The 26,968-nt window shown below is 64.8% G+C and carries 22 protein-coding genes; 13 read left to right on the forward strand and 9 right to left on the reverse strand.

The window, feature by feature from the left end; all coding sequences use genetic code 11:
- Positions 1 to 11: 11 nt before the first annotated feature.
- Positions 12 to 596, reverse strand: coding sequence for a cytochrome b (locus tag AQZ49_RS02065; protein ID WP_067612593.1), 585 nt, complete (start codon positions 594 to 596; stop codon positions 12 to 14).
- Positions 597 to 700: 104 nt separating this feature from the next.
- On the opposite strand from AQZ49_RS02065, the gene AQZ49_RS02070 reads away from it, so the two are divergent.
- Together AQZ49_RS02070 and AQZ49_RS02075 are read left to right on the forward strand one after the other, a co-directional pair.
- Entirely contained in the window at positions 701 to 2,176 is a 1,476-nt protein-coding gene (locus AQZ49_RS02070; protein ID WP_067612074.1) for a glycosyltransferase family 2 protein, read from the forward strand.
- A gap of 83 nt (positions 2,177 to 2,259) precedes the next feature.
- Complete coding sequence (locus AQZ49_RS02075; RefSeq protein WP_067612077.1) at positions 2,260 to 2,967, forward strand: fatty acid desaturase CarF family protein; 708 nt, start codon at positions 2,260 to 2,262, stop codon at positions 2,965 to 2,967.
- Between the two features lie 3 nt (positions 2,968 to 2,970).
- On the opposite strand, the gene AQZ49_RS02080 is transcribed toward AQZ49_RS02075, so the two are convergent.
- The 3 genes from AQZ49_RS02080 to AQZ49_RS02090 all read right to left on the reverse strand — a co-directional run bounded on the left by AQZ49_RS02080 (position 2,971) and on the right by AQZ49_RS02090 (position 6,451).
- Positions 2,971 to 4,602: an NAD-dependent malic enzyme gene (locus AQZ49_RS02080; protein WP_067612080.1), complete on the reverse strand. Its 1,632-nt coding sequence runs from the start codon at positions 4,600 to 4,602 to the stop codon at positions 2,971 to 2,973.
- Between the two features lie 92 nt (positions 4,603 to 4,694).
- Entirely contained in the window at positions 4,695 to 5,912 is a 1,218-nt protein-coding gene (locus tag AQZ49_RS02085) for a cytochrome c3 family protein (protein WP_067612085.1), read from the reverse strand.
- Positions 5,912 to 6,451, reverse strand: coding sequence for a hypothetical protein (locus tag AQZ49_RS02090; RefSeq protein WP_067612089.1), 540 nt, complete (start codon positions 6,449 to 6,451; stop codon positions 5,912 to 5,914). Before AQZ49_RS02090 ends, AQZ49_RS02085 begins: the two co-directional genes overlap by 1 nt.
- A 115-nt stretch (positions 6,452 to 6,566) precedes the next feature.
- Here AQZ49_RS02090 and AQZ49_RS02095 point away from each other — a divergent pair, with 115 nt between their 5' ends.
- The gene (locus tag AQZ49_RS02095; RefSeq protein ID WP_231738604.1) at positions 6,567 to 7,925 is read left to right on the forward strand and encodes an NAD(P)-binding domain-containing protein; all 1,359 of its coding nucleotides are present in this window, start codon (positions 6,567 to 6,569) and stop codon (positions 7,923 to 7,925) included.
- Here the strand turns inward: AQZ49_RS02095 and AQZ49_RS02100 are convergent.
- Positions 7,892 to 9,124, reverse strand: coding sequence for an aromatic ring-hydroxylating oxygenase subunit alpha (locus AQZ49_RS02100; protein ID WP_067612092.1), 1,233 nt, complete (start codon positions 9,122 to 9,124; stop codon positions 7,892 to 7,894). The genes AQZ49_RS02095 and AQZ49_RS02100 overlap by 34 nt on opposite strands.
- 393 nt (positions 9,125 to 9,517) lie before the next feature.
- Between AQZ49_RS02100 and AQZ49_RS02105 the strand changes: the two genes are divergently transcribed.
- Entirely contained in the window at positions 9,518 to 12,103 is a 2,586-nt protein-coding gene (locus AQZ49_RS02105; protein ID WP_067612096.1) for a TonB-dependent receptor, read from the forward strand.
- Positions 12,104 to 12,142: 39 nt separating this feature from the next.
- On the opposite strand, the gene AQZ49_RS02110 is transcribed toward AQZ49_RS02105, so the two are convergent.
- Entirely contained in the window at positions 12,143 to 13,114 is a 972-nt protein-coding gene (locus AQZ49_RS02110; protein WP_067612099.1) for a GlxA family transcriptional regulator, read from the reverse strand.
- 92 nt (positions 13,115 to 13,206) lie between these two features.
- Here AQZ49_RS02110 and AQZ49_RS02115 point away from each other — a divergent pair, with 92 nt between their 5' ends.
- The 9 genes from AQZ49_RS02115 (at position 13,207) to glnT (ending at position 23,476) form a co-directional block, all read left to right on the forward strand.
- On the forward strand, positions 13,207 to 14,460 hold the full coding sequence (locus tag AQZ49_RS02115) for a sarcosine oxidase subunit beta family protein (RefSeq protein WP_067612102.1): 1,254 nt from the start codon (positions 13,207 to 13,209) through the stop codon (positions 14,458 to 14,460).
- Between the two features lie 29 nt (positions 14,461 to 14,489).
- A complete protein-coding gene (locus tag AQZ49_RS02120; RefSeq protein ID WP_067612106.1) occupies positions 14,490 to 14,750 on the forward strand; it encodes a sarcosine oxidase subunit delta in 261 nt (86 codons plus the stop codon).
- Positions 14,747 to 17,719: a sarcosine oxidase subunit alpha family protein gene (locus tag AQZ49_RS02125; RefSeq protein WP_067612109.1), complete on the forward strand. Its 2,973-nt coding sequence runs from the start codon at positions 14,747 to 14,749 to the stop codon at positions 17,717 to 17,719. Before AQZ49_RS02120 ends, AQZ49_RS02125 begins: the two co-directional genes overlap by 4 nt.
- Positions 17,712 to 18,161, forward strand: coding sequence for a sarcosine oxidase subunit gamma family protein (locus AQZ49_RS02130; protein WP_067612112.1), 450 nt, complete (start codon positions 17,712 to 17,714; stop codon positions 18,159 to 18,161). Before AQZ49_RS02125 ends, AQZ49_RS02130 begins: the two co-directional genes overlap by 8 nt.
- The gene (gene purU / locus AQZ49_RS02135; RefSeq protein ID WP_067612114.1) at positions 18,158 to 19,012 is read left to right on the forward strand and encodes a formyltetrahydrofolate deformylase; all 855 of its coding nucleotides are present in this window, start codon (positions 18,158 to 18,160) and stop codon (positions 19,010 to 19,012) included. Before AQZ49_RS02130 ends, purU begins: the two co-directional genes overlap by 4 nt.
- A 260-nt stretch (positions 19,013 to 19,272) precedes the next feature.
- Complete coding sequence (locus tag AQZ49_RS02140) at positions 19,273 to 20,148, forward strand: class II glutamine amidotransferase (protein ID WP_067612117.1); 876 nt, start codon at positions 19,273 to 19,275, stop codon at positions 20,146 to 20,148.
- On the forward strand, positions 20,148 to 20,834 hold the full coding sequence (locus tag AQZ49_RS02145; RefSeq protein WP_067612121.1) for a GltB/FmdC/FwdC-like GXGXG domain-containing protein: 687 nt from the start codon (positions 20,148 to 20,150) through the stop codon (positions 20,832 to 20,834). The genes AQZ49_RS02140 and AQZ49_RS02145 overlap by 1 nt, the downstream gene beginning before the upstream one ends.
- Positions 20,835 to 20,843: 9 nt before the next feature.
- A complete protein-coding gene (locus tag AQZ49_RS02150; RefSeq protein ID WP_067612127.1) occupies positions 20,844 to 22,172 on the forward strand; it encodes an FMN-binding glutamate synthase family protein in 1,329 nt (442 codons plus the stop codon).
- Between the two features lie 14 nt (positions 22,173 to 22,186).
- Complete coding sequence (gene glnT / locus AQZ49_RS02155; protein WP_067612129.1) at positions 22,187 to 23,476, forward strand: type III glutamate--ammonia ligase; 1,290 nt, start codon at positions 22,187 to 22,189, stop codon at positions 23,474 to 23,476.
- Positions 23,477 to 23,606: 130 nt separating this feature from the next.
- Here glnT and AQZ49_RS02160 read toward each other — a convergent pair whose 3' ends face one another.
- The 3 genes from AQZ49_RS02160 to AQZ49_RS02170 form a co-directional block, all read right to left on the reverse strand.
- The gene (locus AQZ49_RS02160) at positions 23,607 to 24,050 is read right to left on the reverse strand and encodes a dirigent protein (protein ID WP_067612132.1); all 444 of its coding nucleotides are present in this window, start codon (positions 24,048 to 24,050) and stop codon (positions 23,607 to 23,609) included.
- A 20-nt stretch (positions 24,051 to 24,070) separates the two neighbouring features.
- Positions 24,071 to 25,546 (reverse strand): amino acid permease, encoded by a 1,476-nt coding sequence (locus AQZ49_RS02165; RefSeq protein ID WP_067612134.1) that lies wholly within the window; start codon positions 25,544 to 25,546, stop codon positions 24,071 to 24,073.
- 75 nt (positions 25,547 to 25,621) lie between these two features.
- On the reverse strand, positions 25,622 to 26,755 hold the full coding sequence (locus AQZ49_RS02170) for an aminomethyl transferase family protein (RefSeq protein ID WP_067612136.1): 1,134 nt from the start codon (positions 26,753 to 26,755) through the stop codon (positions 25,622 to 25,624).
- Positions 26,756 to 26,968: the final 213 nt, after the last annotated feature.

The following is a 26,968-nucleotide window of genomic DNA, read 5'->3' on the forward strand; positions in this document are numbered from 1 at the left end:
GCTCGCAGCGGTCACTTGCCGAACCACATCCGCCGGAACTGCGCCTTGCCGTCGATGAACTGGTGCTTCAGCGCGCCGGCGATATGCAGCGCTACGACGCCGATCAGCAATTTGGCCGACAGGCCGTGCACCGCACCCAACGTATCATGCCACCAGTCCTTGCCCGCATCGCTCAGCCCGCCAAACAGCGACAGGCGGAACCACGGCACCACGCCGTACAGCATCATCGGGTGCGAAGCCGCGCCCTTCCATGCCGAATCATGCAGCCATCCGGCCAGCGGCACCAGCACCATCAGCAGATAGAGAAAATGGTGCGTACCGACCGACAACTTGCGTTCCCACGGCTTCAGGCCGGGTTGCGGCGCCGGACCGGGATGACCGATTTTCCACAGGATACGCAGCGCGACCAGACCGATCACGGTAATCCCGATCGATTTGTGCAGATCGATGGTCTGGCGCAGCAGCGGCGAATGCGACGCCTCCAGATCGTCGAAGCCGAGCCCGACCCACAAGTTGTAGATGATACCAATGGCCACCAGCCAGTGCAGGATGACGGCAACCGTGCTGTAGCGTTCGAGCAAAGGTCTTTCGGGCATTTGCAACATTCTCCACCAATTCCAGTGTCAAGATCGGGCAAAACCTGCCATGGCGCGTGCCGCCCGTAAGCTCCGGTTCATCCCAGATTGGACAAGTTTCAGCAATGAGCATTCTCGACCCCGGCTTTCGCGCCCTGTCGCCCCGGCTGTCGCCGCGTCCGGTGCCCTGGATGGGGATCGTGCTTGGCTGGGCCGGACCGGTGCTGCTGGTGATCCTGCTGTGGCAAAGCCTGATCCGTTCCAGCCTGTTCGGCTGGTCGGTGGGGCTGGCCTATATCGGCTATGACACATTCCTGCTGGCATTCACCGCCGTGCAGTTGTGGCCGCTGCGCCAGTCGATGCGCGCCACCCCGCCGCCATCCGCGCAGACCTCTTATGCCCGGCTTGGCGCGATCGTTGCTGCACACAACGAGGCACCGTCGCTGCAGATCACCATCGATACGCTGGCGGGCCAGGATCTGCCGCCCGAAGTGATCCTGCTGGCCGACGACGGATCGACGGATGACAGCGCGCAAGTGCTGCGCGTGGCCTATGGCCTGGAACAGCCCGCGATCGGCCAGATGAGCGCACCCTCGCCGGTGTTGCCCGCCCTGCGCTGGCTGCGCCTGCCGCACGGCGGCAAGGCGCGCGCGCTCAACGCGGCTATCCCGCAGCTTGATACCGAACTGTTGCTGACGGTCGATGCCGATACCCTGCTGGCGCCCGGTGCGCTGCGCGCAATGCGTGATGCCTTTGCGGCAGAGCCCGAACTGGTCGCCGCGACCGGGGTGCTGGTGCCAATCTGCGGCACGCGGCCGGTGGAGCGCCTGTTCCAGTGGTTTCAACGCTATGAATATGTGCGCAATTTCCTGTCGCGCTTTGCGTGGATGCAACAAGACGGCCTGTTGCTGATTTCGGGCGCATTTGCGGGGTTCCGGCGCCAGGCGGTGATCACGGTCGGCGGGTTCGATGCCGATTGCATGGTGGAAGATTACGAACTGATCCACCGCATGCATCGCCATGCCCACGAAACCGGCATCGACTGGCGCGTGCGCGTGGTCGGCCGCGCGATTGCCAGCACCGATGCACCGGCCAGCCCGATGGCGTTCATGCGCCAGCGCCGCCGCTGGTTCGGCGGGTTTTTGCAAACCCAGCACTGGAACCGCGACATGGTCGGCAATCCGGCGTTCGGCACGCTTGGTACGCGCATGCTGGTGGTCAAGGCGCTCGACACTGCGCAGCCGATCTTTGGCCTGGTCGCGTTCGGCATTCTGGTGTCGCTGCTGGTGCGCGGCCACTTGCCGCTGGTCGGTGCGATCGCGGCCGTGATGCTGGGCAAAGTGGCGATCGACCTGACGTTTCACTTGTGGTCGATCGCGCTCTATCGCCGGTGGACCGGGCAAGGCGACGGGCTGGGCCTCGGCCCCGCCCTGGTCGCTTCGTTCTTCGAACCGTTCACGTTCCAGTTGCTGCGCCATGCCGGTGCGTGCTGGGGGTGGATCGCGTTCCTGTCGGGCGGCGGCGGCTGGGGCAAACAGCGTCGCACCGCGCTGGGCGATGCGAGTGTGGTGGCGCGATCGGCGGAAACCGTCGGATCGTAATCCAACCGCTTTGGTGCTTCCAGCGATTGGCAGGACGACACGCACTGTTAGGCTGATCGGCGTCTGACCGGAGCCCTTGCCGCGTGCCTGTCCGAGTGCTCGTTCTCGCGCTGTTTTCAGCAAGCCTTGCGCTCAATGCCGCGCTGCTGGCGGTGCGGTTTGACTGGCTGTGCCTGCCCGCCCTGCTGGCCGGATGGTATCTGGCCGATCTGGCGTCGGGCATGGTGCACATGCTGCTCGATTATCACCCCTGCCCGCCCGGCCTGGGGCTGACCGACATCTTCCATTATCGGGGCAGCCGCGAAAGTGCCGAATACCTGGCGTTGCGCGCCGATCGCATCGCGCGCCTGTCGGCATTTCAACGCGTGGTCTATGACTTCAAGACGCACCACCCGCGCCCCGATGCGCTGGGGCGCCGGTCGTTGTGGCAACAAATCGGGGTCACGCTGATCGCGGCGGCCCTGCCCGCCTCGCTCGTGCTCAATGCGCTGGCGCTGTGGGGTGGCGCACCGGGCTGGCTGATCGCGCTGGGCGTTGCGCTGATAACCGGCAGCGCATTTGCCCAACATTTTCATGGCAGCCTGCACTGCCCCAAAGTGCCCCGCCCGATCGCCATACTCCGCCGCACGGGTCTGCTGATGAGCCCGGCGGCGCACCAGATCCACCACGACACCCTGCAACGCGATTTCGCCACCAATTGCGGCTGGTCCAACCCGCTGGTCAATCGCCTGTTCGTCGCCCTGCGTGCGCGGGGCTGGCTGAACGACGCTGGGCTGGAACCCCGGTCCTGAAAATCAATCGTAGGCCGGTTCCCACATTTGTGCGGCGATCGCGTCGCGGGTGATCGCTTCGGCGGGGACGCCCGCCACGCCTTCAGCGAGCGCCTGTTGCGCCACGACGATGGCAATGCGCAGCGCGACTTCGCGCAAGGCGGTGATCGGCGGCAGCAGGCCGGGGCCGCCATCGCCGATTTCGGCGCTCAGTTCGCCCAGCCGCCGTGCGGCGGCCATGAACATGCCGTCGGTCACGATCTCGGCCTTGGCTGCCAGCGCGCCCAGCCCGACGCCGGGGAACACATAGACATTGTTGACTTGCGTCACACCAGGCGTGCCGAACGGGCTGCCAGTGCCGACGATCGCGCGGCCGTCGCTCCAGCGCAAAATGTCAGCCGGGGTCGCTTCGGCGCGCGAAACCGGGTTCGACAGCGGAAACACCACCGGTTTTTCGCACAAGCTTGCCATCAGCCGCACCGCGCCTTCGTTGAAGGCATCCTTTTGCCCCGAGGCACCGATCAGCACGCTGGGGCGCACTTGTGCGATGGTTTGTTCCAGCCCGATGCGCCCGTTGCCGACGCGGGTCCAGCCCGCCACATCGGCGGGATCGCGCGCCAGCGCCACTTGCTGCGGGCCCAGGTCAGCCATGTCCGCCACGATCAGCCCGTCGCGGTCGATCGGCCAGATCGTGCGCCGCGCGGTCGCTTCGTCGACACCTTCGGCCATGATCGCGCGCACCAGCATTTCTGCAATCCCGCTGCCCGCCGCGCCCACACCATAAAGCACCACGCGATGCGCCGACAGCGGCACACCCGTCACCCGCACCGCAGCCAGCAATGTGCCGACCGCGGTTGCCGCCGTGCCCTGGATATCGTCGTTGAATGTCAGCAGGCGCTGGCGATAGCGCGCCAGCAGGTCATAGGCGTTCTTGCCCGCGAAATCTTCCCATTGCAGCAGCACGCCGGGCCAGCGTTCATCGACCGCGCTGACGAATTCTTCGACAAAGGCGTCGTAATCGGCGCCGCGCACCCGCGGCGAATGCCAGCCGATATAGAGCGGATCGTTCAGCCGGTTGGGATTGTCGGTGCCGCAATCGAGCAGGATCGGCAGCACTTCGGCAGGGTGGAACCCGGCACAGGCGGTATAGAGCGCCAGCTTGCCGATCGGGATGCCCATTCCGCCGGCGCCCTGATCGCCCAGCCCCAGAATGCGTTCGCCATCGGACACCACGATCACCTTTACCCGGTCGAGCGACGGATCGGCCAGGATCTGGCGGATGCGATGGCGGTTGGGCCACGACAGGAACAGCCCGCGCGGGCGGCGGAAAATCTGGCTGAAGCGCTGGCAGCCTTCGCCGACGGTGGGGGTATAGACCAGCGGCAGCATGCGCGGCAGATCGCTTTGCACCACCGCATGGAACAGCACTTCGTTGGTATCCTGCAATTCGCGCAGGAAGGCATAGCGATGGAAATCCGAATCCATCCCTTCGAGCATCTGCACCCGGCGCTCGATCTGGTCTTCCAGCTTGAACACGTGCGAGGGCAGCAATCCGTGCAACCCGTATGCGTCGCGTTCTTCCAGCGTGAACGCGGTGCCCCGGTTGGTCAGCGGATCATTGAGCAGGGCGCGCGCCCCTACGAAATCGGTCGTCATCACTTGCTCCTGCCCGCCCTTGCCGCAATCGCGCTATGCCCATGCGGTTTCATCCGCAAGACAGTTCACGCTAATCGACGAAGGTAGATCGTCTAGTCCCGAACGCCCGAGCGCGGAAAATCATGCGCCAGCGTGCTGTGCCACGGGGTCTGCAGGCGCGGCACGCCGGGAATGCGGAAACCGGTCACTTTGTGGCAGCGTTCGCATGTGGGGCCGAGCGCGTTGTGGTGAACATCGTCGCGCACGTGGCAATCGATGCAATGCGTGCCGACTTTGACTTTGTCGACCGATTGCGGGTGGCAGCCGACGCACGTGACGCGGGTGTGCAGCCCCAGCAGCGGATAGCCGGTCCTGGCATGGTCGAACGTGGAAACTTTCCACGTCGTCTGGCTGTGGCAGCTTTCGCATTTGGGGCCGTCGGCACCGCGATGGACATCGTCCTTGGTATGGCATCCGGCACAGGCCACCGGCGCGCGCGCGGGGCGCACCGTTTCGGCATGGCAGTCGATACAGGCCACGGCGCGATGCGCCTCGCGCAAGGGAAACGCCTTTACGGTGTCATGGTCGAATCGGATCGTGCGCCAGTCGGCAGTGGTGTGACACTGCGCGCATTGCGGGCCATCGGCGCCCCGGTGAACATCCTTGGACAGATGGCACGACACGCACGCAGTCGGCGCATCGTGCCAGTGTTCGCCCTTGTGGCAGTCGATGCAGCCGGTGGTGCGATGCGCGCCGGTCAACGGATAGCGCGTGCGGTCGTGGTCGAACGGCAGCACATCCTTCCACCGCACGGTGGTGTGGCACGACTGGCATTGCGGGCCGAGCAGGCCGCGATGGACATCCGCACGGCGGTGGCACGCGGCGCAGGCCTGCGGCGTTTCGCGGAAATGCGCCATGCCGACATGGCACGCGGCGCAACGGGTGTGCCGATGCGCACCGGTCAGGTGATAAATCGACCATGTCTGGTGGTTGAACGTGTCGGGGGCAAACGCCGCCAGCGCATGCGCCTTGCCCTGATGTTCGACATGGCAGGCGCGGCACGGCTGGGTCCGTGCGTCGGCCAAACTGCCGTGAAACCGGGTGTGCGTGGCGCGATCACGCGCGATGCCGGTGTGGCAGGTCAGGCATTGCGCCGGCTGGGTCGCGCGCTTGAACTGCACGTGGCACGCGTTGCAGCGCGTTTCCAGATGGGCATGCGCCGATGACAGCGGGCCTGGGCTGACCAGCCGTTCGATCACCGTTTCGGCATGCAAGGCGCCTGCCAGCATGACACCGGCGAACACCAGCACAAGGCGCGACAGCCACCGCATCAGTAGGCGTGCGCCATATAGACATGCAGCAGCACCGCCCCTGTCAGCACGAAGTAGAGCGGCACGTGCAGGTAATGCCAGGCCTCGACCAGCACAGTGCCCCAGCGCGCGCCACTGCGCCGCGCCGGGCCGAGCGCATAGCGCGCGATCGCCCCGCTCAGCACCACCAACCCGGTCGCGGCGAGCGCAAAGCTGCTGTTGAGCGAGCCCCAGGCAAACCGCGCATGGATCACCACCGCCACCGCACCGAACAGCCCGAGCAGGACATGCGCGTTGTACCACGCCGCCACCGACCCCGGACCGGCGGGCACCCGCTTGCGCCACGAAAACCCCAGCAAGGCCAGCATCATCAACGATCCGACCAACCCCAGCAGATAGCCCGGCCAGCGATGCGGATCGAGCGCGTCATCACCGCGCGCGCGCCAGCCCCAGGCGAGCAAGGCGAGCGCCAGCGCGACCGCGGCAATATCCGGCCAGACGCGCCGCGACGGCCCGGGCTTTACCTCAACATCGCCGATCTTGTGCGTCAGGCCGGGCATGGGCTCCTGCTGTGTCGCGACTCCATCCTTGTTCGCGTTCAGCGCTGTGATGCCAGATTTCGCTGGAAATCGCGGCACAATTGTCTTCTCTCGCAAAACAAGGAATGTCAGCCCGATGATCGCCGCCTATGCCCTCGTCCCGGTCTATGCGCTGCCGCTGGCACTGGCGGTGGCCGGATGGGCGCGCCACCATGCCCGGCGCACGCGGCGCAACCGTGATCTGCTGTCGCACAACCGCGCGGCCGGGCTGGCCGAACCGCCCAGCCTGCACCCGCGCATCGATCCGGCCCGCTGCATCGGTTGCGGGGCCTGTGTGCGCGCCTGCCCCGAACACGATGTGCTGGGGCTGATCGGTCGCACCGCAACGCTGATCGAGCCGTGGGCCTGCGTCGGCCACGGGGTGTGCCGCGATGCCTGCCCGGCCGGCGCGATCACGCTGGTGTTCGGCACGCCGACGCGCGGGATCGACGTGCCGGTGCTGGGCCCGGGTGGCGAAACCAGCATTCCCGGCATCCATATCGCGGGCGAACTGGGCGGACTGGGCCTGATCCGCAATGCCATCACCCAGGGCAGCGCGACCATCGACCATATGGCCGCCGCGCTCAAAACCGCCCCCTCCGACGACCGGCTCGACGTGGTGATTGTCGGCTGCGGCCCGGCCGGGTTGGCCGCCGCACTGGGGGCCATGGCGCATGGTCTGCGCTTTGTAGCGATCGATCAGGCGAGCCTTGGCGGGTCGGTCGCGCATTACCCGCGCGGCAAGCTGGTGATGACCGCGCCCGCCACGCTGCCGCTGATCGGTGAAGTGCGGCTGGGCGCGATCAGCAAGGAGGGGTTGTTGCACTTCTGGCAGGATGTGCTGGCCCGCACCGGGCTTGCCCCCCGCTTTGAAGAACGCGTGCGCACTGTAGAGCGCGAGGGCGATGGCTTTGTGGTGATAACCGACCATGCGCGCCATCGCACGCGCCGCGTGCTGCTGGCGACCGGGCGCGGCGGCACGCCGCGCCGGTTGCATGTGCCGGGCGAAGATCTGGCCAAAGTGGTCTACCGGCTGAGCGATCCGGGGCAATATGCCGAACAGCGGATCGTGGTGGTGGGCGGCGGCGACGCCGCGCTGGAGGCGGCGATCGCGCTGGCCGAAGTGCCCGGCACCACGGTCACGCTGGTGCATCGCGGCGCGGGTTTTGCCCGCGCGCGCGCCGCCAATCGCATGGCGGTAGAGCACCTGGAGGCCGCCGGGACGATCACCGTGCATCGCCACACGCAACCCGTGGCGATCACCCCCGACACGATTGCGATCGCCAGTCCCGATGGCACGCACAATCTGGCCAACGATGCGGTGATCGCCTGCCTTGGCGGCACCATGCCGCGCGAATGGCTGGCCCACATCGGCGTGGCGGTGGAAACCCACCATGGCCTGCCGATGGGGCCCGACCTGGTTCAGCCCAGCGCTTCGAGCGCCTTGTCGACGTAAAACGTCTTGAACGCCTCGACGAGCTTTTCCTCGTTGGAGTAGCGCCCCGGACGATAGCCGTCGGACAGGATGCCGGCATGGTTGTATTCGGCCAGCAGGCGATCCTGTTCGTTGGTCGCGCGCCACACCGAGCTGAGATAGGCGGGATCGTAATCAACACCTTCGACCGCATCTTCGTGCACCAGCCAACTGGTGCGCAACAGCGTCTTGTCCGCCGCCAGCGGCATCACGCTGAACGTAACGACATGGTCGCAGCAGAAATGGTGCCAACTGTTGGGCTGGGTCCACACCGACAGGCTGGTTTCCTCGCGGTCGCCATGCGGCCAGATCAGCTTTTTGCAGGCGGGCTTGCCATCCATCGTCTGCGACACCGCGCCGGGCGCCAGATTGATGCGCGCGACGCGGTGCCACCAACCATCGGGAAATTCGACCAGATCACGATAGATGCCAAGTTCGCGCCAATGCGCACGCATCGCCTCGATTGCGGCTTCACCTTGTGTGGCGTCGCCATCGCGGTTGTCTTCGGGCAGGCCTTTGCCGAACCCGTTGCCATCGAGCGAATTGAGCAACTCGGGATGGTTGCTTTCGCAGTGATAGCATTCGCGATTGTTTTCCATCACCAGTTTCCAGTTGGCCTGATCGACCAGATCGTACTGGTCGGCCACTTTCATCCGGTCGAGGTCATAGAGCGCGATCTGCGCGCTGATATCCGCCCTGGCCCGGTCGATCGGCGGCGGATTGTCCGACAGGCACACGAACAGCAGGCCGCCCAGATTTTCGATTGCCACCGGGCGCAGGCCGTTCTGGGCCTTTTCAAAATCATCGGGCATGCCCCGCGCGGCCAGCAGCTTGCCATCGAGGCCAAAGCTCCAGAAGTGATAGGGGCACGTCAGCCGCCCGCCGCTGCCGGTGGGCTGGTTGCAGATTTTCGCGCCGCGATGCGTGCAGGTGTTGTGAAACGCGCGCACCGCGCCATCGCGACCGCGCACGATGATCACCGAATTGCGCCCGAGTTCGAACTGATACCAGTCGCCCGGCTTTTTCACATGCGCGACCGTGCAGGCATAGAGCCACACCGATTTGAGCATGACCTGGGTGTCGAAACGAAAGGCCTCGTCGCTGACGTACAAGTCGCGCGGCAGGGTATGGCCCGCGCGCACCTGGGCGAGCTGGGCCGAAATGGCGTCGAAATGATGCATGATGACAGATCCGGTCTGGCCAGCGCGGGGCATGGCCGTGGGGTTTGCAGAACAAGGGGTTCGCTCGCCGCGCGGTGGCGGCGTCAGTGTTCAACCCCGCCACACGGTGGCCGTTCGCTGCGCCGGATCAGGATCTTGTACATTGTCCGGCACCTAGGCGCGGCGGGCCGCGATGGATTTGACCTGGATCAACCGTGCCGTGACGGCATGCGAAAAACCACCGCAACGCGCCATTCCGGCTGCCGGCAATGTTTCTTCTAGGCTAAAATATTTTCCCCACGCTTAAAAAGGTGGCCTACACGGGTTGTGGGGCTGAACGGATTGCGTACCTTGTGAGTCGTGAGTCACGACAGGCCCGCGATGGCGAGTGATGAATTCTAAGGGGAGCAATTCATGAGCAAGACCACGCCTGAGGGGGCACCTGTTTCCACGATTGTCGAAGGCGCGACTGTGCGCCGAAGGTCGGCCACGCATCACGCGCTGACCGCCGGATTGCTGGCCGGCGCCGCGCTGATCGCGTGTGGACCCGGTGCGGCCCGTGCCGAAACCGCGCCGGCTGCCGCCCCGGCCGTCGCCGATGCGGCCCCGCCTGCCGCATCGCCCGACATCGTGGTGACCGCGCAGCGCCGCGAACAGAAACTGAAGGATGTCGGCATCGCGATTACGGTGCTCGACAAGGAAACCATCCACGATCTCAACATCACCAACGCGACCGACGTGGTCCGCGCGATCCCCAACTTGCGCTACAACGCCTATGCATCGAGCCAGGTGGTGTTCAACATCCGCGGCGTGTCGATGACATCGTATGGCGATGAACAGGAACCGCCGATCGCGGTCTATCAGGACGACAGCTATTCGTCGTCGATGGCGACCGCCGGGTTCCCGATTTTCGACCTTGCCCGCACCGAGGCGCTGCGCGGTCCGCAAGGCACTTTGTTTGGCCGCAACGCCACCGGCGGTGCGATCCAGTTCATTTCGGCGCAACCGAAAGACGATACCGAAGGCTTTCTCTCGGCAAGCTTTGGCCGTTTCAACGAGACCATTCTCGAGGGCGCGCTGCAGGGCCAGGTCGCCAAGAATCTCGATGTGCGCGTGTCGGGGCTCTATGACCACGACGACGGCTATATCGAGGATGTCATTCCCGGCCAGCCCGCGCGCGGCGGCAACAACCACTGGGCCTTGCGCGGCATTTTCAAATGGTCACCTTCTTCGGACTTCACCGCCAAGCTGACCTTGCGCTATGCCGAATCCGACCATGAACGCCAGGGCGCGATGTACGCGCTGTCGCCATCGTGCCCCAACGCGCAATATCAGGGCGTCAACCTGCCCGCCAATGTGATCTGCCCGTATTGGGCGCCCAATTCGTCGTACAACCTGCCTGGCTATGCCCCGTCGGCTGGCTTTGGCACCAACACCACGCCAGGCGCGATGGCCACCGGTTTCAACGGCGTGATCAATGGCCAGACCGTGGTGGCATGGCGCGGCGGCAATCCCTGGCAGATTGCCGCAACCGGCGATCCCTATGTCAATCGGCAGTTCTTTGGCGCCACGTATCGCATCGATGCCAAGGCCGGCGTGTTCGATATCACCTCGATCACCGATTACCAGTACCTCAACAAGTTCTACAACGAAGTGGGCGATAGCCAGCCCGAATTTCCCTATGTTCAGGGTGAGACGTATACCCCCGGCCCCTGCCCCGGCAATATTTCGATCACCTGTTATGCGCCGGGCACGATCTTCAACCAGCGGATGCGCATGAACCAGTTCTCTGAAGAACTGCGGGCGGCCACCACGTTCGGCAAGAACTATCTGGTGTTCGGCGCGTTCGGCATGTCGATCGAAAGCCATTTCCACGCGCAATATGCCACGCCGTTCGACGAATATGACCCGCAGGTTCAATACTATCAACAGACCCGCAGCTTTGCGTTCTTTGCCCAGGATGAATACAAGTTCAACGATCAGTGGAAACTGATCGGCGGGGCACGCTACTGGCAGGATCACAAACTGGGCTGCTATAACGGGCAGGAATACTGGTCGGGCTTTTCAATGCATTACTGCCCCGACGGGGTCAGCTTCAACGATCCCACCAATGGCGTATCGGGCAGCGCGGCGGCAGGCGATTTCTCGATTCCCAACAATGTTGCCGACGAAACCTATCGCGGCGTGACCGCGCGTGCCGAACTCGATTTCAAGCCGACCACGGCCACGCTGATCTATGCCGCCTACAACCGGGGATCGAAATCGGGCGGGTTCAGCTTTTCCACCGGCACGCCCACGCTCAACGCCGCTGTCCCCGGTGTCGAGATTGCCGATGCGGCGGTCTATGACACGATTAACGGGATCGCGTTCAAGCCCGAAGTGCTGACCGACTGGGAAGTGGGCATCAAGACCAGCCTGCCGTTTCATTCCAACCTGAACCTGGTCGGCTATTACTACGATTACCACAATTATCAGGCATTTGTGCAAGTCGGCTATTCGCAGGAAATCCGCAACCTGCATGCCAGTGCTGGCGGGGTTGAGGCCGAATTCAGCACCCATCCGATCGCCGGGCTGACCGTCAATCTGTCGGAAAGCTGGGAAGAAAGCCATGTTCCGAACGTGCTGCTGCCCGATGGGGTGACTTATGTCGAGCACGATCTGCCGCAGGCGCCGCACTGGTCGGGCAATGCGCTGGTGCGCTATGAATTCGAACTGGCCGGCGGCATGGCGATGATCCAGGGCGATGCCATGTATCAGTCGCACATGTGCTTTACCCTGCTGTGCGCCCCGGTCGAACAGGAACCCGGTTACAACGTCGAAAACGCGCGCATCGGCTATACGCCCAAGGACAGCAATTTCGATTTCGCGTTCTATGTGAACAATATCTTCAACCGCGCCTATCGCATCTATGCCTATGACGGGACGCTCTATTCGGGCGCAACGCAGTCGGACTATGCCCGTCCGCGCACCTGGGGCTTCAACGTGCGGTACCACTTCTGACCAGTGCAAGTCCCGGATCGCCGCACGGGTGATCCGGGACTATGGCTTGCGCAGCGCCGACGGCGGCACGCCAAACCGCTGGCGCATGACGCGCGAAAAATGCGCCGCGCTGACAAACCCGCAATCGAGCGCGACTGCCGTCACACTGGCATCGGTCGTACGCAGGCGATGCGCCGCGCTGTCGAGCCGCAGGGCCAACATGGTCTGCGCCATGGTCTGCCCCAGATGCACCTGAAACAGCCGTTCAACCTGGCGCAGCGAGCGTCCGCAGGCCGCCGCGATGGCGGTGCGCGACGGTGGGCTGTCGAGACTGGCCTCGATCATCGCCAGAGCCTGCAGCACAATCCGGTTGGTGGTGCCGTGGCGTTCGGACGCGCTCGGCCTTTGTGGCCCGGCGGCGTCGCGCGGGGTGGTGCGGATGAACCATTCACCGACCCGTTGCGCCAGATCGTCGCCATGATCCCGCGCGATCAGCGCCAGCGCCAGATCCAGCCCTGCCGTACCCCCAGCACACGTGATGATCGGCCCGTCGATCACATAGAGCCCGCTATCAAGCGTGATCGCGGGAAATTCCTGCGCCAGCAACGCACGGTGTTCCCAATGGATGGTCGCGCGTCGCCCCGCCAGCAAACCCGCGCGCGCCATCACATAGGGCCCGCCCGAGATCCCGGCGATGGCACAGCCCCCGCGTGCCAACTGGCGCAGCCAGCCAAACGTGGCGGCATCGCTGAAACCGCGCGGATCGCCTCCGGCAAACACGAACAGCCGCGCGCAATCGAACCGTTGCCCCACCGGCGCATCGGCCAGGATGCGCGCGCCGCTGCTTGCCTCTACCGCCGCGCCATCGGGCGAAACATGGTGCCAGGCATAGAGCGGTTTGCCCGACAACGTGTTGGCGGCACGAAACGCCTCGACCAGCGTGGCATAGCCCATCAGCGCAAAGCCGGGAATCAACAACAGGCCAAGCGGCATCGGCGCAGCAGAAGGGATACGAATGTCGCTGGGAGACATGAATTGTTCCTGATTGGACAAGCATGGTCATTGAAGGCGGCCTAGCTTTCCCGTCAAGAAATTTAGTTGGTCAGCGCGAAAAAGGGTGTCCAATGCGCTATTCGATCGTGCAACTTGCCGCCCAGGCACTGCAACGCCATCGCGGCTGGCAACCGGCATGGCGCGATGCGGCCCCGCGCGACGGCTATGACGTGGTGATTGTCGGCGGCGGCGGCCATGGCCTCGCCACCGCGTGGTATCTGGCCAAAGTGCACGGGATCACCAATGTCGCGGTGATCGAACGCGGCTGGATCGGCGGCGGCAATGCCGGGCGCAACACTACCATCATCCGATCGAACTATGGCCTGCCCGGCAATGAACCGTTCTACGAATGGTCGATGAAGCTGTGGGAAGGGCTGGAACAGGATCTGAACTACAACGCGATGGTCAGCCAGCGCGGCGTGCTCAATCTCTATCATTCCGATCCGCAGCGCGATGCCTATGCCAGGCGGGGCAATGCCATGCGCATGCACGGTGTCGATGCCGAATTGCTGAACGCCGATGCGGTGCGCAAGATGGCGCCGTTTCTCGATTTCGACAATGCGCGCTTCCCGATCCAGGGCGGCCTGTTGCAGGCTCGCGGCGGCACCGCGCGCCACGATGCGGTTAACTGGGGCTATGCCCGCGCGGCCTCTGCACTGGGGGTCGACATCATCCAGAATTGCGAAGTGACCGGCTTTGTGCGCGATACCAGCGGCACAGTGACGGGTGTCGAAACCAGTCGCGGCACGATCCTGGCGGGCAAAGTCGGGCTGGCCGTGGCAGGCATGACCAGCCATGTCGCAGCGATGGCCGGGCTGCGCCTGCCGATCGAAAGCCATGTCCTGCAGGCGTTCGTGTCCGAAGGGCTGAAACCGCTGATCCCCGGTGTGATCACGTTTGGCGCGGGGCATTTCTATGTCAGCCAGTCGGACAAAGGCGGGCTGGTGTTCGGCGGCGATATCGACGGCTACAATTCCTATGCCCAGCGCGGCAATCTGCCGGTGGTGGAGGACGTGTGCGAAGGCGGCATGGCGCTGATGCCGATGATCGGCCGGGTGCGCCTGTTGCGCAGTTGGGGCGGGATCATGGACATGAGCTTTGACGGGTCGCCGATCATCGACCACACCCCGGTGGCGGGCCTCTATCTCAACGCCGGGTGGTGCTATGGCGGGTTCAAGGCAACGCCCGCCTCGGGCTGGTGCTTTGCGCATCTGCTGGCCACCGACAGCCCGCACGAAACCGCCACAGCCTATCGGCTCGACCGGTTCCGCACCGGGCACGTGATCGATGAGAAGGGCGTTGGCGCCCAAGCTAACCTTCACTGAAAGCCAATCTGCACTGAGGAGCGTTCCGCATGCGCATTCCCTGTCCGTTCTGCGGATCGCGCGATTCGCGTGAATTCGTCTCGCGCGGCGATGCCGCCCCGGTGCGCCCGGCGGGCGACGATGCCGAGGCGATGTTCGACTATGTCTACTTGCGCGACAACCCGGCGGGCCTGTTCGAAGAACTGTGGTATCATGCGCAGGGGTGCCGCAACTGGCTGCGCGTGGAACGCAACACGCGCGATCACACCATTGTCGGCGCACGGCTGGCCCGGCCGGAGCGCGCGGCATGACCGGTCAACCGTTCCGCCTGCCGCACGGCGGCCTGATCGACCGCCTGCACACGCTGTCGTTCCGCTTTGACGGCAAGGCCTATCTTGGCCATCCCGGCGACACGCTGGCCTCGGCGCTGCTGGCCAACGGGGTGCGGCTGTTCGGGCGCAGTTTCAAATATCACCGCCCGCGCGGTGTGCTGACAGCGGGCAGCGAGGAACCCAACGCGCTGGTCACCTTGCGCAGCGGCGCGCGTGCCGAACCCAACACGCGGGCCACCACGATCGAACTGTTCGACGGGCTGGAGGCGACCAGCCAGAACCGCTGGCCCAGCCTCGGGCTTGACCTGATGGCAATCAACCAGGTGTTTGCCCCGCTGTTCGTCGCCGGGTTCTACTACAAGACCTTCATGTGGCCGGCCAAAGCCTGGGAAAAGCTGTATGAACCGGTGATCCGCCGCGCCGCAGGGCTTGGCGCGGTGTCGGGGCTGGAAGATCCCGATCACTACGAACATGACCACGCGTTCTGCGATCTGCTGGTGGTTGGTGCCGGGCCCGCCGGGCTGGTTGCCGCGCTCGATGCGGGCCGCGCGGGGCTGCGCGTGGTGCTGGCCGACGAAAACCCGCTGGCCGGCGGGCATCTGCTGTCGGAACGCGCCGGGTTGGGCGGCCTTGGCGGTGCGCAATGGGCGGCGATGGCGATGGCCGAACTTGCCGCGATGCCGCACGTGCGGTTGCTGATGCGCACCACCGTGTTTGGCCGGTTCGACGATGGCGAACATGGCGCGATCGAGCAAGTGGCCGACCATCTGCCCGTCCCGCGCCCCGGCCAACCGCGCCAGCGGCTGTGGAAAATCGTCGCCCGCCGCGCGATCCTGGCCACCGGCGCGACCGAGCGCCCGATCGTGTTCGACGGCAACGATCGCCCCGGCGTGATGCTTGCCTCGGCGGTGTCGACGTATTGCCTGCGCTATGGCGTGGCGCCCGGACGCCGCGCGGTGGTGTTCACCGCCACCGACAGCGGCTGGACCACCGCGCACGATCTGCTGGCCGCGGGGATCACGCTGGTCGCGGTGATCGACACGCGCAGCGTCGTGACCGACGCGCTGGCAGCGCCCGTGCGCGCTGTCGGGGTGCAGGTGCTGACCGGCGGGCAGATCATCGCCGCCAAAGGCAGCCCGCTCACCTCGATCGAGGCACGCGATGGCACCGGGCGCACGCACCGTTTTGCCGCCGACCTGCTGGCGGTGGCGGGGGGCTGGAACCCGCAGATCGCGCTGGCCGCGCATCTCGGCCACAAACCGGCCTGGCGCGCCGACATCGCGGCCTATGTGCCGGGCGATACCCCGCCCGGGCTCGACGCTGCAGGTGCAGCCGAAGGCCGGTTCGGGCTGGGCGATATCCTGGCCTCTGGGCGCCGCGCTGCGATCGATGCGGCGCAGACGCTGGGGCGGACGATCAACCCCTCTCCCCTGCCCCATGCAGAAAACACCCCCCACGCGGTCAGCGCGGTGTGGGCCAGCGGCCCGTGCAAGGCCAAGGCCTTTGTCGATTTTCAGCACGACGTCACCGCCAGCGACATCACGCTGGCCGTGCGCGAAGGTTTTACCAGCGTTGAACATCTCAAACGCTATACCACGCTCGGCATGGCCACCGATCAGGGCCGCGTCGGGCAAGTCAACGGCCACGGCCTGCTGGCCGCCGCGACCGGGCGCGCATTGGCCGAAACCGGCACGATCCGTGCGCGGCCCCCAGTGGTGCCGGTGGCCATCGGTGCGTTTGGCGGGCATCATCGCGGGCGCCACTTCCGCCCCGAACGCCGCACCGCCAGCCATGACTGGGCCGCAGCGCACGGCACGGTATTTGTCGACGCCGGGCAATGGAAACGTGCCCAGTGGTTTTCCCTGCCGCATGAAACCGACTGGCGTCAGTCGGTCGATCGCGAGGTCAGCGCCACGCGCGGCGGTGTCGGGCTGTGCGATGTCTCGACTTTGGGCAAGATCGAACTGGCCGGGCCCGATGTCGGCACGCTGCTCGACCGGCTCTATATCAACATGTTTTCGACGCTGCCGGTGGGCAAGGCGCGCTATGGCGTGATGCTGCGCGAAGACGGGCTGGTGTTCGATGACGGCACGGTCACGCGGATCGCCGATGATCGCTGGTTCATGACCACCACCACCGCCAATGCCGCGCCGGTGATGCGCCACATCGATTTCGCCCGGCAAGTGCTGTGGCCCGATCTGGACGTGGCGGCGGTTTCGGTGACCGAACAATGGGCGACATATGCGATTGCCGGGCCGCGTTCGCGCGATCTGCTGACCGCCGCGCTGCCTGATCTCGACGTGTCGAACGCCGCGCTGCCCTACATGGGCGCAACCACCTTGCGCTGGCGCGGCCATGCTGCACGGCTCTATCGCCTGTCGTTTTCGGGCGAGCTGGCCTATGAACTGAGCGTGCCCGCGCGGCTTGGCGCGGCGCTGGTCGAGCATCTGTTTGCTGTCGGCGCGGCGTTCGGCCTGATCGCCTATGGCACCGAGGCGCTGGGCGTGATGCGCATCGAAAAGGGCCATCCGGCGGGCAACGAACTGAACGGATGGACCACCGCGACCGACCTCGGGATGGGCCGCATGGCCTCGACCAAAAAGGACTATATCGGGCGGATCATGGCGGCCCGGCCCGCGCTGGTCGATCCCGCACGGCCACGGCTGGTCGGGCTGCGGCCGGTCGATGGCGCATCGGCGATCCGCGCGGGCGGGCATCTGCTGCGGCCCGGCGCGGCACCAGTGGCGGCCAACGACGAAGGCTTTGTCACATCGGCGTGTTTTTCGCCCACGCTCGGCCATCCGATCGCGCTGGCACTGCTTGCCCACGGGGCGCAGCGACATGGCGAAGAGGTGGTCGTCCACGATCCCGTGCGCGGGGCCGATGTGCGCGCGCTGGTGTGCGATCCGGTGTTCCACGATCCGGCGGGGGAGAAGCTGCGTGGCTGATATTGCGCTGATCGAACAGACCGGGTTTGGCCTGGCCAGCGTCATTGCGCATGGCGGGGCCGCATTCGACATCGATGGATTGTGGCCCGTGGCGCCCGGCCAGTGGTTGGCCTATGCCGATGTCGCATCGCCCGACTGGGCCGAACGGCTGGCTGATGGCTTGGCCGGGCGTGCCACGGTGATCGACCAGTCGAGCGCCTATGTCCTGTGGCTTGTCATCGGCACCGATGCGCAGCGCCTGCTGCAAAAGGGATTGCCGGTCGATCTGACCACGCTGGTGCCCGGCGCGGCGGTGGTCAGCGTGATCGCGCATATCGGCGTGATCGTCCATTGCCCTGCGCCAGACCATTACCACCTCGCGGTTTTCCGCAGTTTTGCCCACAGTTTCCGCGACTGGCTGCAAGCCGGCGTCGCGGCGCTTCAGGAAGATACCCACGCATGACCGAATATCTGCTGACCCTGTCCTGCCGCAACCAGCCCGGCATCGTCGCTGCAATCGCCACCACCATCTTCAACCACGGCGGCAATATTACCGAAGCCTCGCAATACGACGATGCGGCGGCCAACCACTTTTTCATGCGGCTGGTGTTTGCTGTCGATGACGGCAGCGACGCCGATGCGATCGGGCGCGATCTGGGCGCGATTGCCGAACGCTTTGCGATGACGTGGCAATGGCGGCGGCGCGATGCCTTGCAAAAAGTGCTGCTGCTGGTCAGCAAGTTCGACCACTGCCTGGTCGATCTGCTCTATCGCCTGAAAATGGGCGAAATCGCGATGGATGTGGTGGGCGTGGTGTCCAACCATCCGCGCGAGGCGCTTGGCGATGTCAATCTGGGCGCGATCCCGTTCCACCATTTGCCCGTCACGCGCGATACCAAGTCTGCGCAAGAGGCGCAGATCCGCGCCATCGTCACCGAAACCGGCGCCGAACTGGTGGTGCTGGCGCGCTATATGCAGATCTTGTCGGACGAGATGGCGGCCTGGCTGTCGGGGCGCTGCATCAATATCCACCATTCGTTCCTGCCCGGCTTCAAGGGCGCCAAGCCGTACCATCAGGCGCACGAGCGCGGGGTAAAGCTGATCGGCGCAACCGCCCATTACGTGACGGGTGATCTCGACGAAGGCCCGATCATCGAACAGGATGTCGAACGTATCACCCACGCCGACAGCGCCGAGGATCTGGTGCGCAAGGGCCGCGATATCGAACGCCGCGTGCTGGCGCGCGCTGTGCAATTGCACCTCGATGGCCGCAGCCTGCTGCACGGGCACAAGACGGTGGTGTTCCGGGATTAGGATCAAGAGTTGACTCGAAACGCGCGAAAGGGCGCGTTTTGAAGTCGGCACCGGCCCGCTCCCCCGCCCGACCACCCATAGGATACCTATAGTAGGGTGGTCGGGCGGGGGAGCGGGCCGGTGCCGACTTCCCGACACGACAGTGTCGGGTCAGACACTCACGCAAAAATATTCCTCTTGGGAAATTCCGTTTCTTCGTGATTGACACACTCCCGATCCGCAGACTATCCCGAAGGCAGACGATCTGGAGAATCTCAGCCATGTGCGGAATTGTCGGCCTGTTTCTGAAGGACCCTGCGCTGGAGCCGGAACTCGGCCGCCTGCTGGCGGACATGCTGGTCGTGATGACCAGTCGCGGGCCCGACAGCGCAGGCTTTGCGGTCTATGGCCATGGCGAAGCCGAACACCTGAAAGTGACCGTGCGCGGCCCCCGGCTCGACGAAGTCGAGGCCGCACTGGCGGACATTGCCACCGCAATCCGGCGCGATACGCACCTGGTGCTGTCGTTCCCGGTGTTTGCCGAGGAACAGGTGCGCGGCTGGCTGGCGCTCAACCGCCCCGATCTGGTGGTTACCGGCACCGGCAAGCGGATCGAATTGTACAAGGAAGTGGGCCTGCCGCGCCAGGTCGCCGATCGCTTTGCGCTGCCGGCGATGCGCGGCACGCATGGCATCGGACACACCCGCATGGCCACCGAATCCGCCGTCACCACCGATGGCGCGCACCCCTTTTCAACCGGGCGCGACCAGTGCCTGGTGCACAACGGATCGCTGTCGAACCACCGTTCGCTGCGGCGCCAGCTCGAGCACGAAGGGCTGACATTCGCCACCGACAACGACAGCGAAGTGGCGGCGGGCTATATCAGTTGGCGCCTGCGTGAAGGCGACAGCCTGACCGCCGCGCTGGAGGCGGGGCTGGAAGATCTCGACGGGTTCTATACGTTCGTCATCGGCACCGAAAACGGCTTTGCGGTGATGCGCGATCCGATTTCGTGCAAACCGGCGGTGATGGCCGAAACCGACCGCTATGTCGCGTTCGGGTCGGAATATCGCGCACTGGTCGGCCTGCCCGGCATCGAGACCGCGCGCATATTCGAGCCCGAGCCCGCGCATGCCTATGTGTGGGAGCGTAACTGATGCCGGTGGTCGACCTTGCCGTCTCGTCAAAGCGGGATCTCAACGCCGCGCTGCACGCGCTGCCGGCCAACACCAACGAAACGCATTGGCACATCGCCAATCCCGACGGGGCGCATGCCCTGGCTGCCGGGGTCGATGCGCCGGTGACCATCGAAATCGACGGCCACGCGGGCTATTACTGCGCGGGGATGAACAGTCAGGCGACGATCGTCGTCAACGGCAATGTCGGCGTGGGCGTGGCCGAAAACATGATGTCGGGCCGCGTGCATGTGAAGGGCGATGCCAGCCAGGCGGCCGGCGCCACCGCGCACGGCGGATTGCTGGTGATCGACGGCAATGCCTCGGCACGCTGCGGCATTTCGATGAAGGGCGTCGATATCGTGGTCAAAGGCTCGATCGGGCCGATGTCGGCGTTCATGGCGCAGGCGGGCAATCTGGTCGTGCTGGGCGATGCGGGCGAAGCGCTGGGCGACAGCCTGTACGAAACGCGGATTTTCGTGCGCGGCGCGGTCAAGAGCCTCGGCGCGGATTGCATCGAAAAGGACTTGCGCCCCGAACACGAGGAAATCCTGGCGAAACTGCTGCACGAGGCGGGCGTCGAAGGGGTCAGCCCGACGGAATTCCGCCGCTATGGCTCGGCGCGCGGGCTGTACAATTTTCACGTCGACAACGCCTCGGCCTACTGAGGATCTGAAATGGACAATTCGCACATTCCTCAGACTTTGCCGCGCTTTTCCGCGACGTTCGATCCGCACACGCTGGCCGAAATCCGCCGCGCGGCAGCCACCGGGATCTATGACATTCGCGGCGGCGGCACCAAGCGCGCGCTGCCGCATTTTGACGATCTGCTGTTCCTCGGCGCCTCGGTGTCACGCTATCCGCTCGAAGGCTATCGCGAAAAGTGCGCCACCGATGTGTGGCTGGGCACGCGGTTCGCCAAGAAGCCGATCCATCTGAAAACCCCGATCACCATCGCAGGCATGAGCTTTGGCGCGCTGTCGGCGCAAGCCAAAGAGGCGCTGGGGCGCGGCGCGACGATCGCGGGAACCAGCACCACCACCGGTGACGGCGGGATGACGCCCGAAGAACGCGGCCAGTCGCAGACGCTGGTCTATCAATACCTGCCCAGCCGTTATGGCATGAACCCCGCCGATATCCGCAAGGCCGACGCGATCGAAGTGGTGATCGGCCAGGGGGCCAAGCCCGGCGGCGGCGGCATGTTGCTGGGGCAGAAAATTTCCGACCGCGTGGCGGCGATGCGCACTTTGCCAAAGGGGATCGACCAGCGTTCGGCCTGTCGCCATCCCGACTGGACCGGGCCCGACGATCTGGAAATCAAGATCGAGGAACTGCGCGAGATCACCGACTGGGAAAAGCCGATCTATGTCAAAGTCGGTGCCACCCGGCCTTATTACGACGTGGCGCTGGCGGTGAAATCGGGTGCCGATGTGGTGGTGCTCGACGGCATGCAGGGCGGCACGGCGGCAACGCAGGACGTGTTCATCGAACATGTCGGCATCCCCATTCTCGCCGCGATCCGCCCGGCGGTGCAGGCGCTTCAGGATCTGGGCATGCACCGCAAAGTGCAACTGATCGTGTCGGGCGGCATCCGCAACGGCGCCGATGTGGCCAAGGCGCTGGCGCTGGGCGCCGATGCGGTGGCGATCGGCACGGCGGCGCTGGTCGCGCTGGGCGACAACGACCCGCATCTTGAGGCCGAATACAACGCGCTGGGCACGACGGCGGGCGCCTATGACGACTGGCACGAAGGGCGCGATCCCGCCGGCATCACCACGCAGGACCCTGTACTGGCCGCGCGGCTCGATCCGGTGGCGGCGGGGCGGCGGCTGGCCAATTACCTCGCCGTGCTGACGCTTGAAGCGCAGACCATCGCGCGCGCTTGCGGCAAACGCCACTTGCACAATCTGGAACCTGAAGATCTGGTCGCACTGACCATCGAGGCGGCGGCAATGGCGCGCGTGCCCTTGGCGGGGACGAACTGGATACCGGGCCAACAATTCTAAAAGAAAGCATCGGGATGAGCATCGATCTGGCCGCAGTCGCCCAGGCCAAGGGCATCAAGTATTTCCTGATTTCCTATACCGACTTGTTCGGCAATCAGCGCGCCAAGCTGGTCCCGGCGGCGGCAATCGGCGAGATGCAGAAGAACGGCGCCGGGTTTGCCGGGTTTGCCACCTGGCTCGATATGACGCCCGCCGATCCCGACTTGTTTGCCGTGCCCGATCCGGCCAGCCTGATCCAGGTGCCGTGGAAAAAGGAACTGGGCTGGCTGGCGGCGGACCTATGGATGGCGGGCAAACCGGTCACCGCAAGCCCCCGCAACGCGCTCAAGGCGCAGATCGCGCGCGCGGCGGAGCTTGGCTATCAGCTCAAGACCGGGGTGGAATGCGAATTCTTCCTGATCACGCCGGACGGCAAGACCATTTCCGACGGCGCCGACACCCAGACCAAGCCGTGCTATGACGAACAGGCGCTGATGCGGCGCTATGACGTGATCACCGAAATCTGCGACGCCATGCTCGAACTGGGGTGGAAACCGTACCAGAACGACCACGAGGACGCGAACGGCCAGTTCGAGATGAACTGGCACTATGACGACGCGCTGATCACCGCAGACCGCATGGCGTTCTTCAAGTTTCTGGTGAAGTCGGTCGCCGAAAAGCACGGCCAGCGCGCCACGTTCATGCCCAAGCCGTTTATCGACCTGACCGGCAACGGTTGCCATATCCACTTGTCGTTGTGGCAGGGTGATACCAACGCGTTCGAGGCGGGCGAGGATATCAGCCCTGTCGCCAAGCATTTCATCGGCGGCCTGTTGCACAGTGCCCCGGCGATGGCCGCGATCACCAACCCCACCGTCAACAGCTATAAACGCATCAACGCCCCGCGCACCAATTCGGGCGCGACCTGGTCGCCCAATTCGGTAACCTGGACCGGCAACAACCGCACCCACATGATCCGCGTGCCCGAACCCAACCGCATGGAACTGCGACTGGCCGATGGCGCGGTAAATCCGTATCTGTTGCCTGCCGTGGCGCTCGCCGCCGGAATCGACGGCATCGTCAACGCACGCGATCCGGGGCCACGCCTCGACATCAACATGTATACCGAGGGCGAGAAAGTGACCGGCGTGCCCAAACTGCCGCTCAACCTGCTCGACGCGATCCGCGCGCTCGAAGCCAGCGAGGTGCTGGGCGCAGCGCTGGGCGATCTGGTGCCGAGCTATGTCAAGCTGAAGCACGCCGAATGGAACGATTACGCGCGCCACCTCACCGAATGGGAACGCGCGACGACGCTTGATTGCTGAAGCCGGGCGACCCCATCCCCACCCCTCCAATTCACACCACCTCGCTCATCCTGAGCTCGTCGAAGGATGCGCGCGGCGGTGATGATCGGGTGTTGTAGATTGGGGCCAGGATTTGCGCCGACCGCGCGCGCTACATCAACCGGTAATGGAAATCATACGCGGTCGCCTTGGCGTCGCGGGCGTGGATCAGCATGTCGCCGCGTGCGCCGCGATAGGCGCCGGTGCCGCCGGTCACCGCCAGTGTGGTGTCGGGCGCGTTGTCGCCATCGGCGACCGGGCCATCGACCATGATCTGGCCTTTGGCGAGGATCAGCGTCCAGTGGCATTCCATCGTCTTGCCAACGATCAGCCGCACGCAATAGCCCTGGTCGACGCCGACCTTCTTGCTGTTCGACGCATCGTAGATCGGGTTGGTAAAGGTCAGCACATCGCCGACATTTTCGGCCGCGCTGCCGCCTTTCACGCTGAACGTATCGGTCTCGGCGCGTTCGACCACATCGACCTTGGTCGGGTGGACGGGCGCCGCGTGGGCCGGAATGGCCAGGGCGCCCAGCAGGACGATCAGGGTACGCATCCTCGCATCTCCTCGTTGTATTACAAACCGGTCGGGCGGCGGCGCAACCAGGCATCGCCAGCGGGCGCATCGCTGCGATCATAGGGGCGACCCAGCGCCATGTAGAGCAGACCCGACACGATCACCGCGCCGAATGTCAGCGCCATGCCATAGCTGGCATACCAGGTCGGCGCGCCGTCGGCGGGGCGCAGCATGATCGCGATCGAGCTGAGGCCCCAGGCGATTCCCGCCAAATTGACCGGCCAGCCCCACGCGCCCAGATGAAAGCGTCCGTGCGGCTGCCATCCGCGCCCGCGGGCAAATGTCGCGCCCAGCACGACCATCTGAAACCCGGCATAGATGCCCACCACCGCAAAGCTGACGATGGTGTTGACCGCATCGGCAAAGAACATGCCCAGCACCAGCACCGCACAGGCGATCAGCCCCGACAGCACCAGCGCGTTCATCGGCACATGATGCTTTTCCGACACTTTTGACAGCCAGCCGCTCGCCACCACCATTTCGTCGCGCGCATAGGCATAGACCAGTCGGCTCGCGGCCGCCTGCATGGACAGCGCGCACGACAGGAACGACACCAGCACAACCACCACCACCGCCTTGGCCCCGATCGGCCCGAACGCGATGTTCAGCGCATCCTCGATCGGATTGGCCACGCGCCCGGTGATCACGCCCATCACGTCGGGCAGCGACAGGATCAGCGCCAGCGCGACGAAAATCGACGCCGACATGCCGACATAGATGGTCGATTTCATCGCCTTGGGGATGGCGACGCCGGGATTGGGGGTTTCCTCGGCCACATCGCCGCAGGCCTCAAAGCCATAGCAGGTGAACAGGCCGACAATCGCCGCGCCCAGAAACGCCGGAGCATAGGACCCGCTCTTGACGATGCCGAACGTGTTGAAGATCACCCCGATCGGCTGATGCCGGTGAAACAGCAGCAGGAACGCGCCGACCACGATGGCGCCGAGAATTTCGCAGATAAAGCCGAACATCGCCACCCGCGCCAGCACGCGCGTCCCGGCCAGATTGGTCAATGTCGAGATCACCACCAGCCCGATCGCCAGCAGCCCCGCGGTAACCGGCGTGGTGGTAAAGCCCAGCAAGGGCCCGACGAAGGGCGCCGCGCCCGCCGACACCGCCGCGATCGAGGTGAACAGCGCCCAGCCATAGATCCAGCCGGCCATCCACGCCCATTTCTTGCCGACCAGGCGGCGGCACCAGGGATAGAGCCCGCCCGAGATGGGAAACTGCGACACCACCTCGCAAAAGGTCAGGCAGACGATCATCTGCCCCAGCGCGGCGATCAGATACCACCAGATCATCGGCGGGCCACCCGCCGCCATGCCGATGGCGAACACCGAATAGACGCCAACCACCGGCGACAGATAGGTGAATCCGAGCGCGAAATTTTCCCACAGCGACATTGACCGTTCGAACTGCGCGGAATAGCCGAGCGCCTTCAGATCGTCGTCGTCGCTGGTTGTCACATCGACCATGGACTCACATTCCCCCCGAAAAGAATCAACCCGTGATCACAGATACAAGACCCGTGTGCAAGGACGCCAATTCCTTTAGCCGACGGCAGTGCGCTTGGTCTTTTTCGGATCGTCGAACGGCAGAGGCTGCGCAGTGGCGGGAACCTTCCCTTGTGCGCCGACCAGCGTCAGCGGCGTGCCGGCCACTGCCACATCGACATCCAGCCGGGCAATCGCCAGCGTGCGCCCGGTCAGTTTCGACACCATGCCGATCGTCACTACGCCCACGTCGCGTCCATCGACTTGCAGCCGGTCGCCCATTTCCGGCGCGATGCCCGATGCCAGTTCGATACCATAGATGCGGAACCGCTCTCGGCCTTTCAGACGGTAATGCGCATCCGCGCCGCGAAAACCGGTCTTGCCCGGACTGACCGTGAAATCGAGCCCCAGTTCCCACAGGCTGTCGCCGGTCGACCCATCGGCAAACGGGAAATATTCCGACATGTCGTAGGGATAGAACAGCAGATAGCTTTCCACCCGCAACAGATCGAGCGCGGTGAAGCAGGCCGGGCCGATGCCCATCGCCTTGCCTTTGTCGAGAATGGTGTCCCACAGCATCGGCGCATCGGCCGACCGGCAAAAGATTTCATAGCCGCGTTCACCGGTATAGCCGGTACGCGAGATCAGCACCGGCGCGCCGAACAATTTTGCCCCGACATGGCTGAAATACTTGAGATCGCGGATGCCCGGCACATGTTCGGCCAGGAAATCGACCGCCACCGGCCCTTGCAGCGACAGATCGTGCAGATCATCGTCGAACAACAGCGCAACATTGCGCCCAGTGCTCGCCGCGACCAGGCTTTCATGCCCGGCCCCCGATCCATGCACCACCATCCAGCTATCGGGGCCCATGCGATAGAGAATGCAATCGTCGATGAAGTGCCCATCGTCATTGAGCATCGTCGCATAGGCCGACTTGCCCGGCGCGATCTTGCCGACATTGCGTGTGGTGATCATGTCGAGCACGCCATTGGCATGCGGGCCGACCAGATGCACTTTCTTCAACCCCGACACGTCCATCAGCCCGGCGCGGGTGCGGATCATGGTGTGATCGTCCTGCACGTCATGGGCATAGGTCCATGCGGTGCCCATGCCGTTCCAGTCTTCAAGGTTGGAACCGAGCGCGCGGTGACGGCTGGCAAGCGCGGAAAAACGCCAGGAATCGGGCATGGACAACCTCTCGTTCAAATGCGGGCGGGGTCGGGAAAGGGTTTCCTCTTGCGCGAAAAGACCTATCAATCGGGTCGGGGACTGTCGAGACGCTAATTGCCTCGTTGACAAATTTATTTCCCCCTGAGAAAGTTTTTGCGTCTTTCCCGCCCGGAGCGCATCATGGTCCCTGCCCGCACCTTGCCTTGTTCGAGGCCTTGTTCGAGACTGTTT

The sequence above is a fragment of the Novosphingobium sp. FSW06-99 genome, from assembly GCF_001519065.1.
Classification (GTDB): domain Bacteria; phylum Pseudomonadota; class Alphaproteobacteria; order Sphingomonadales; family Sphingomonadaceae; genus Novosphingobium.

Bases quoted from the DNA above. Each gene is read 5' to 3' on its own strand.
- purU (WP_067612114.1), top strand. From the start codon at position 18,158: ATGACCGAATATCTGCTGACCCTGTCCTGCCGCAACCAGCCCGGCATC.
- AQZ49_RS02110 (WP_067612099.1), bottom strand. From the start codon at position 13,114: ATGTCTCCCAGCGACATTCGTATCCCTTCTGCTGCGCCGATGCCGCTT.
- AQZ49_RS02170 (WP_067612136.1), bottom strand. From the start codon at position 26,755: ATGCCCGATTCCTGGCGTTTTTCCGCGCTTGCCAGCCGTCACCGCGCG.
- glnT (WP_067612129.1), top strand. From the start codon at position 22,187: ATGAGCATCGATCTGGCCGCAGTCGCCCAGGCCAAGGGCATCAAGTAT.
- AQZ49_RS02100 (WP_067612092.1), bottom strand. From the start codon at position 9,124: ATGCATCATTTCGACGCCATTTCGGCCCAGCTCGCCCAGGTGCGCGCG.
- AQZ49_RS02145 (WP_067612121.1), top strand. From the start codon at position 20,148: ATGCCGGTGGTCGACCTTGCCGTCTCGTCAAAGCGGGATCTCAACGCC.
- AQZ49_RS02080 (WP_067612080.1), bottom strand. From the start codon at position 4,602: ATGACGACCGATTTCGTAGGGGCGCGCGCCCTGCTCAATGATCCGCTG.
- AQZ49_RS02085 (WP_067612085.1), bottom strand. From the start codon at position 5,912: ATGCGGTGGCTGTCGCGCCTTGTGCTGGTGTTCGCCGGTGTCATGCTG.
- AQZ49_RS02105 (WP_067612096.1), top strand. From the start codon at position 9,518: ATGAGCAAGACCACGCCTGAGGGGGCACCTGTTTCCACGATTGTCGAA.
- AQZ49_RS02140 (WP_067612117.1), top strand. From the start codon at position 19,273: ATGTGCGGAATTGTCGGCCTGTTTCTGAAGGACCCTGCGCTGGAGCCG.
- AQZ49_RS02120 (WP_067612106.1), top strand. From the start codon at position 14,490: ATGCGCATTCCCTGTCCGTTCTGCGGATCGCGCGATTCGCGTGAATTC.
- AQZ49_RS02065 (WP_067612593.1), bottom strand. From the start codon at position 596: ATGCCCGAAAGACCTTTGCTCGAACGCTACAGCACGGTTGCCGTCATC.
- AQZ49_RS02070 (WP_067612074.1), top strand. From the start codon at position 701: ATGAGCATTCTCGACCCCGGCTTTCGCGCCCTGTCGCCCCGGCTGTCG.
- AQZ49_RS02115 (WP_067612102.1), top strand. From the start codon at position 13,207: ATGCGCTATTCGATCGTGCAACTTGCCGCCCAGGCACTGCAACGCCAT.
- AQZ49_RS02150 (WP_067612127.1), top strand. From the start codon at position 20,844: ATGGACAATTCGCACATTCCTCAGACTTTGCCGCGCTTTTCCGCGACG.
- AQZ49_RS02095 (WP_231738604.1), top strand. From the start codon at position 6,567: ATGATCGCCGCCTATGCCCTCGTCCCGGTCTATGCGCTGCCGCTGGCA.
- AQZ49_RS02160 (WP_067612132.1), bottom strand. From the start codon at position 24,050: ATGCGTACCCTGATCGTCCTGCTGGGCGCCCTGGCCATTCCGGCCCAC.
- AQZ49_RS02090 (WP_067612089.1), bottom strand. From the start codon at position 6,451: ATGCCCGGCCTGACGCACAAGATCGGCGATGTTGAGGTAAAGCCCGGG.
- AQZ49_RS02125 (WP_067612109.1), top strand. From the start codon at position 14,747: ATGACCGGTCAACCGTTCCGCCTGCCGCACGGCGGCCTGATCGACCGC.
- AQZ49_RS02165 (WP_067612134.1), bottom strand. From the start codon at position 25,546: ATGGTCGATGTGACAACCAGCGACGACGACGATCTGAAGGCGCTCGGC.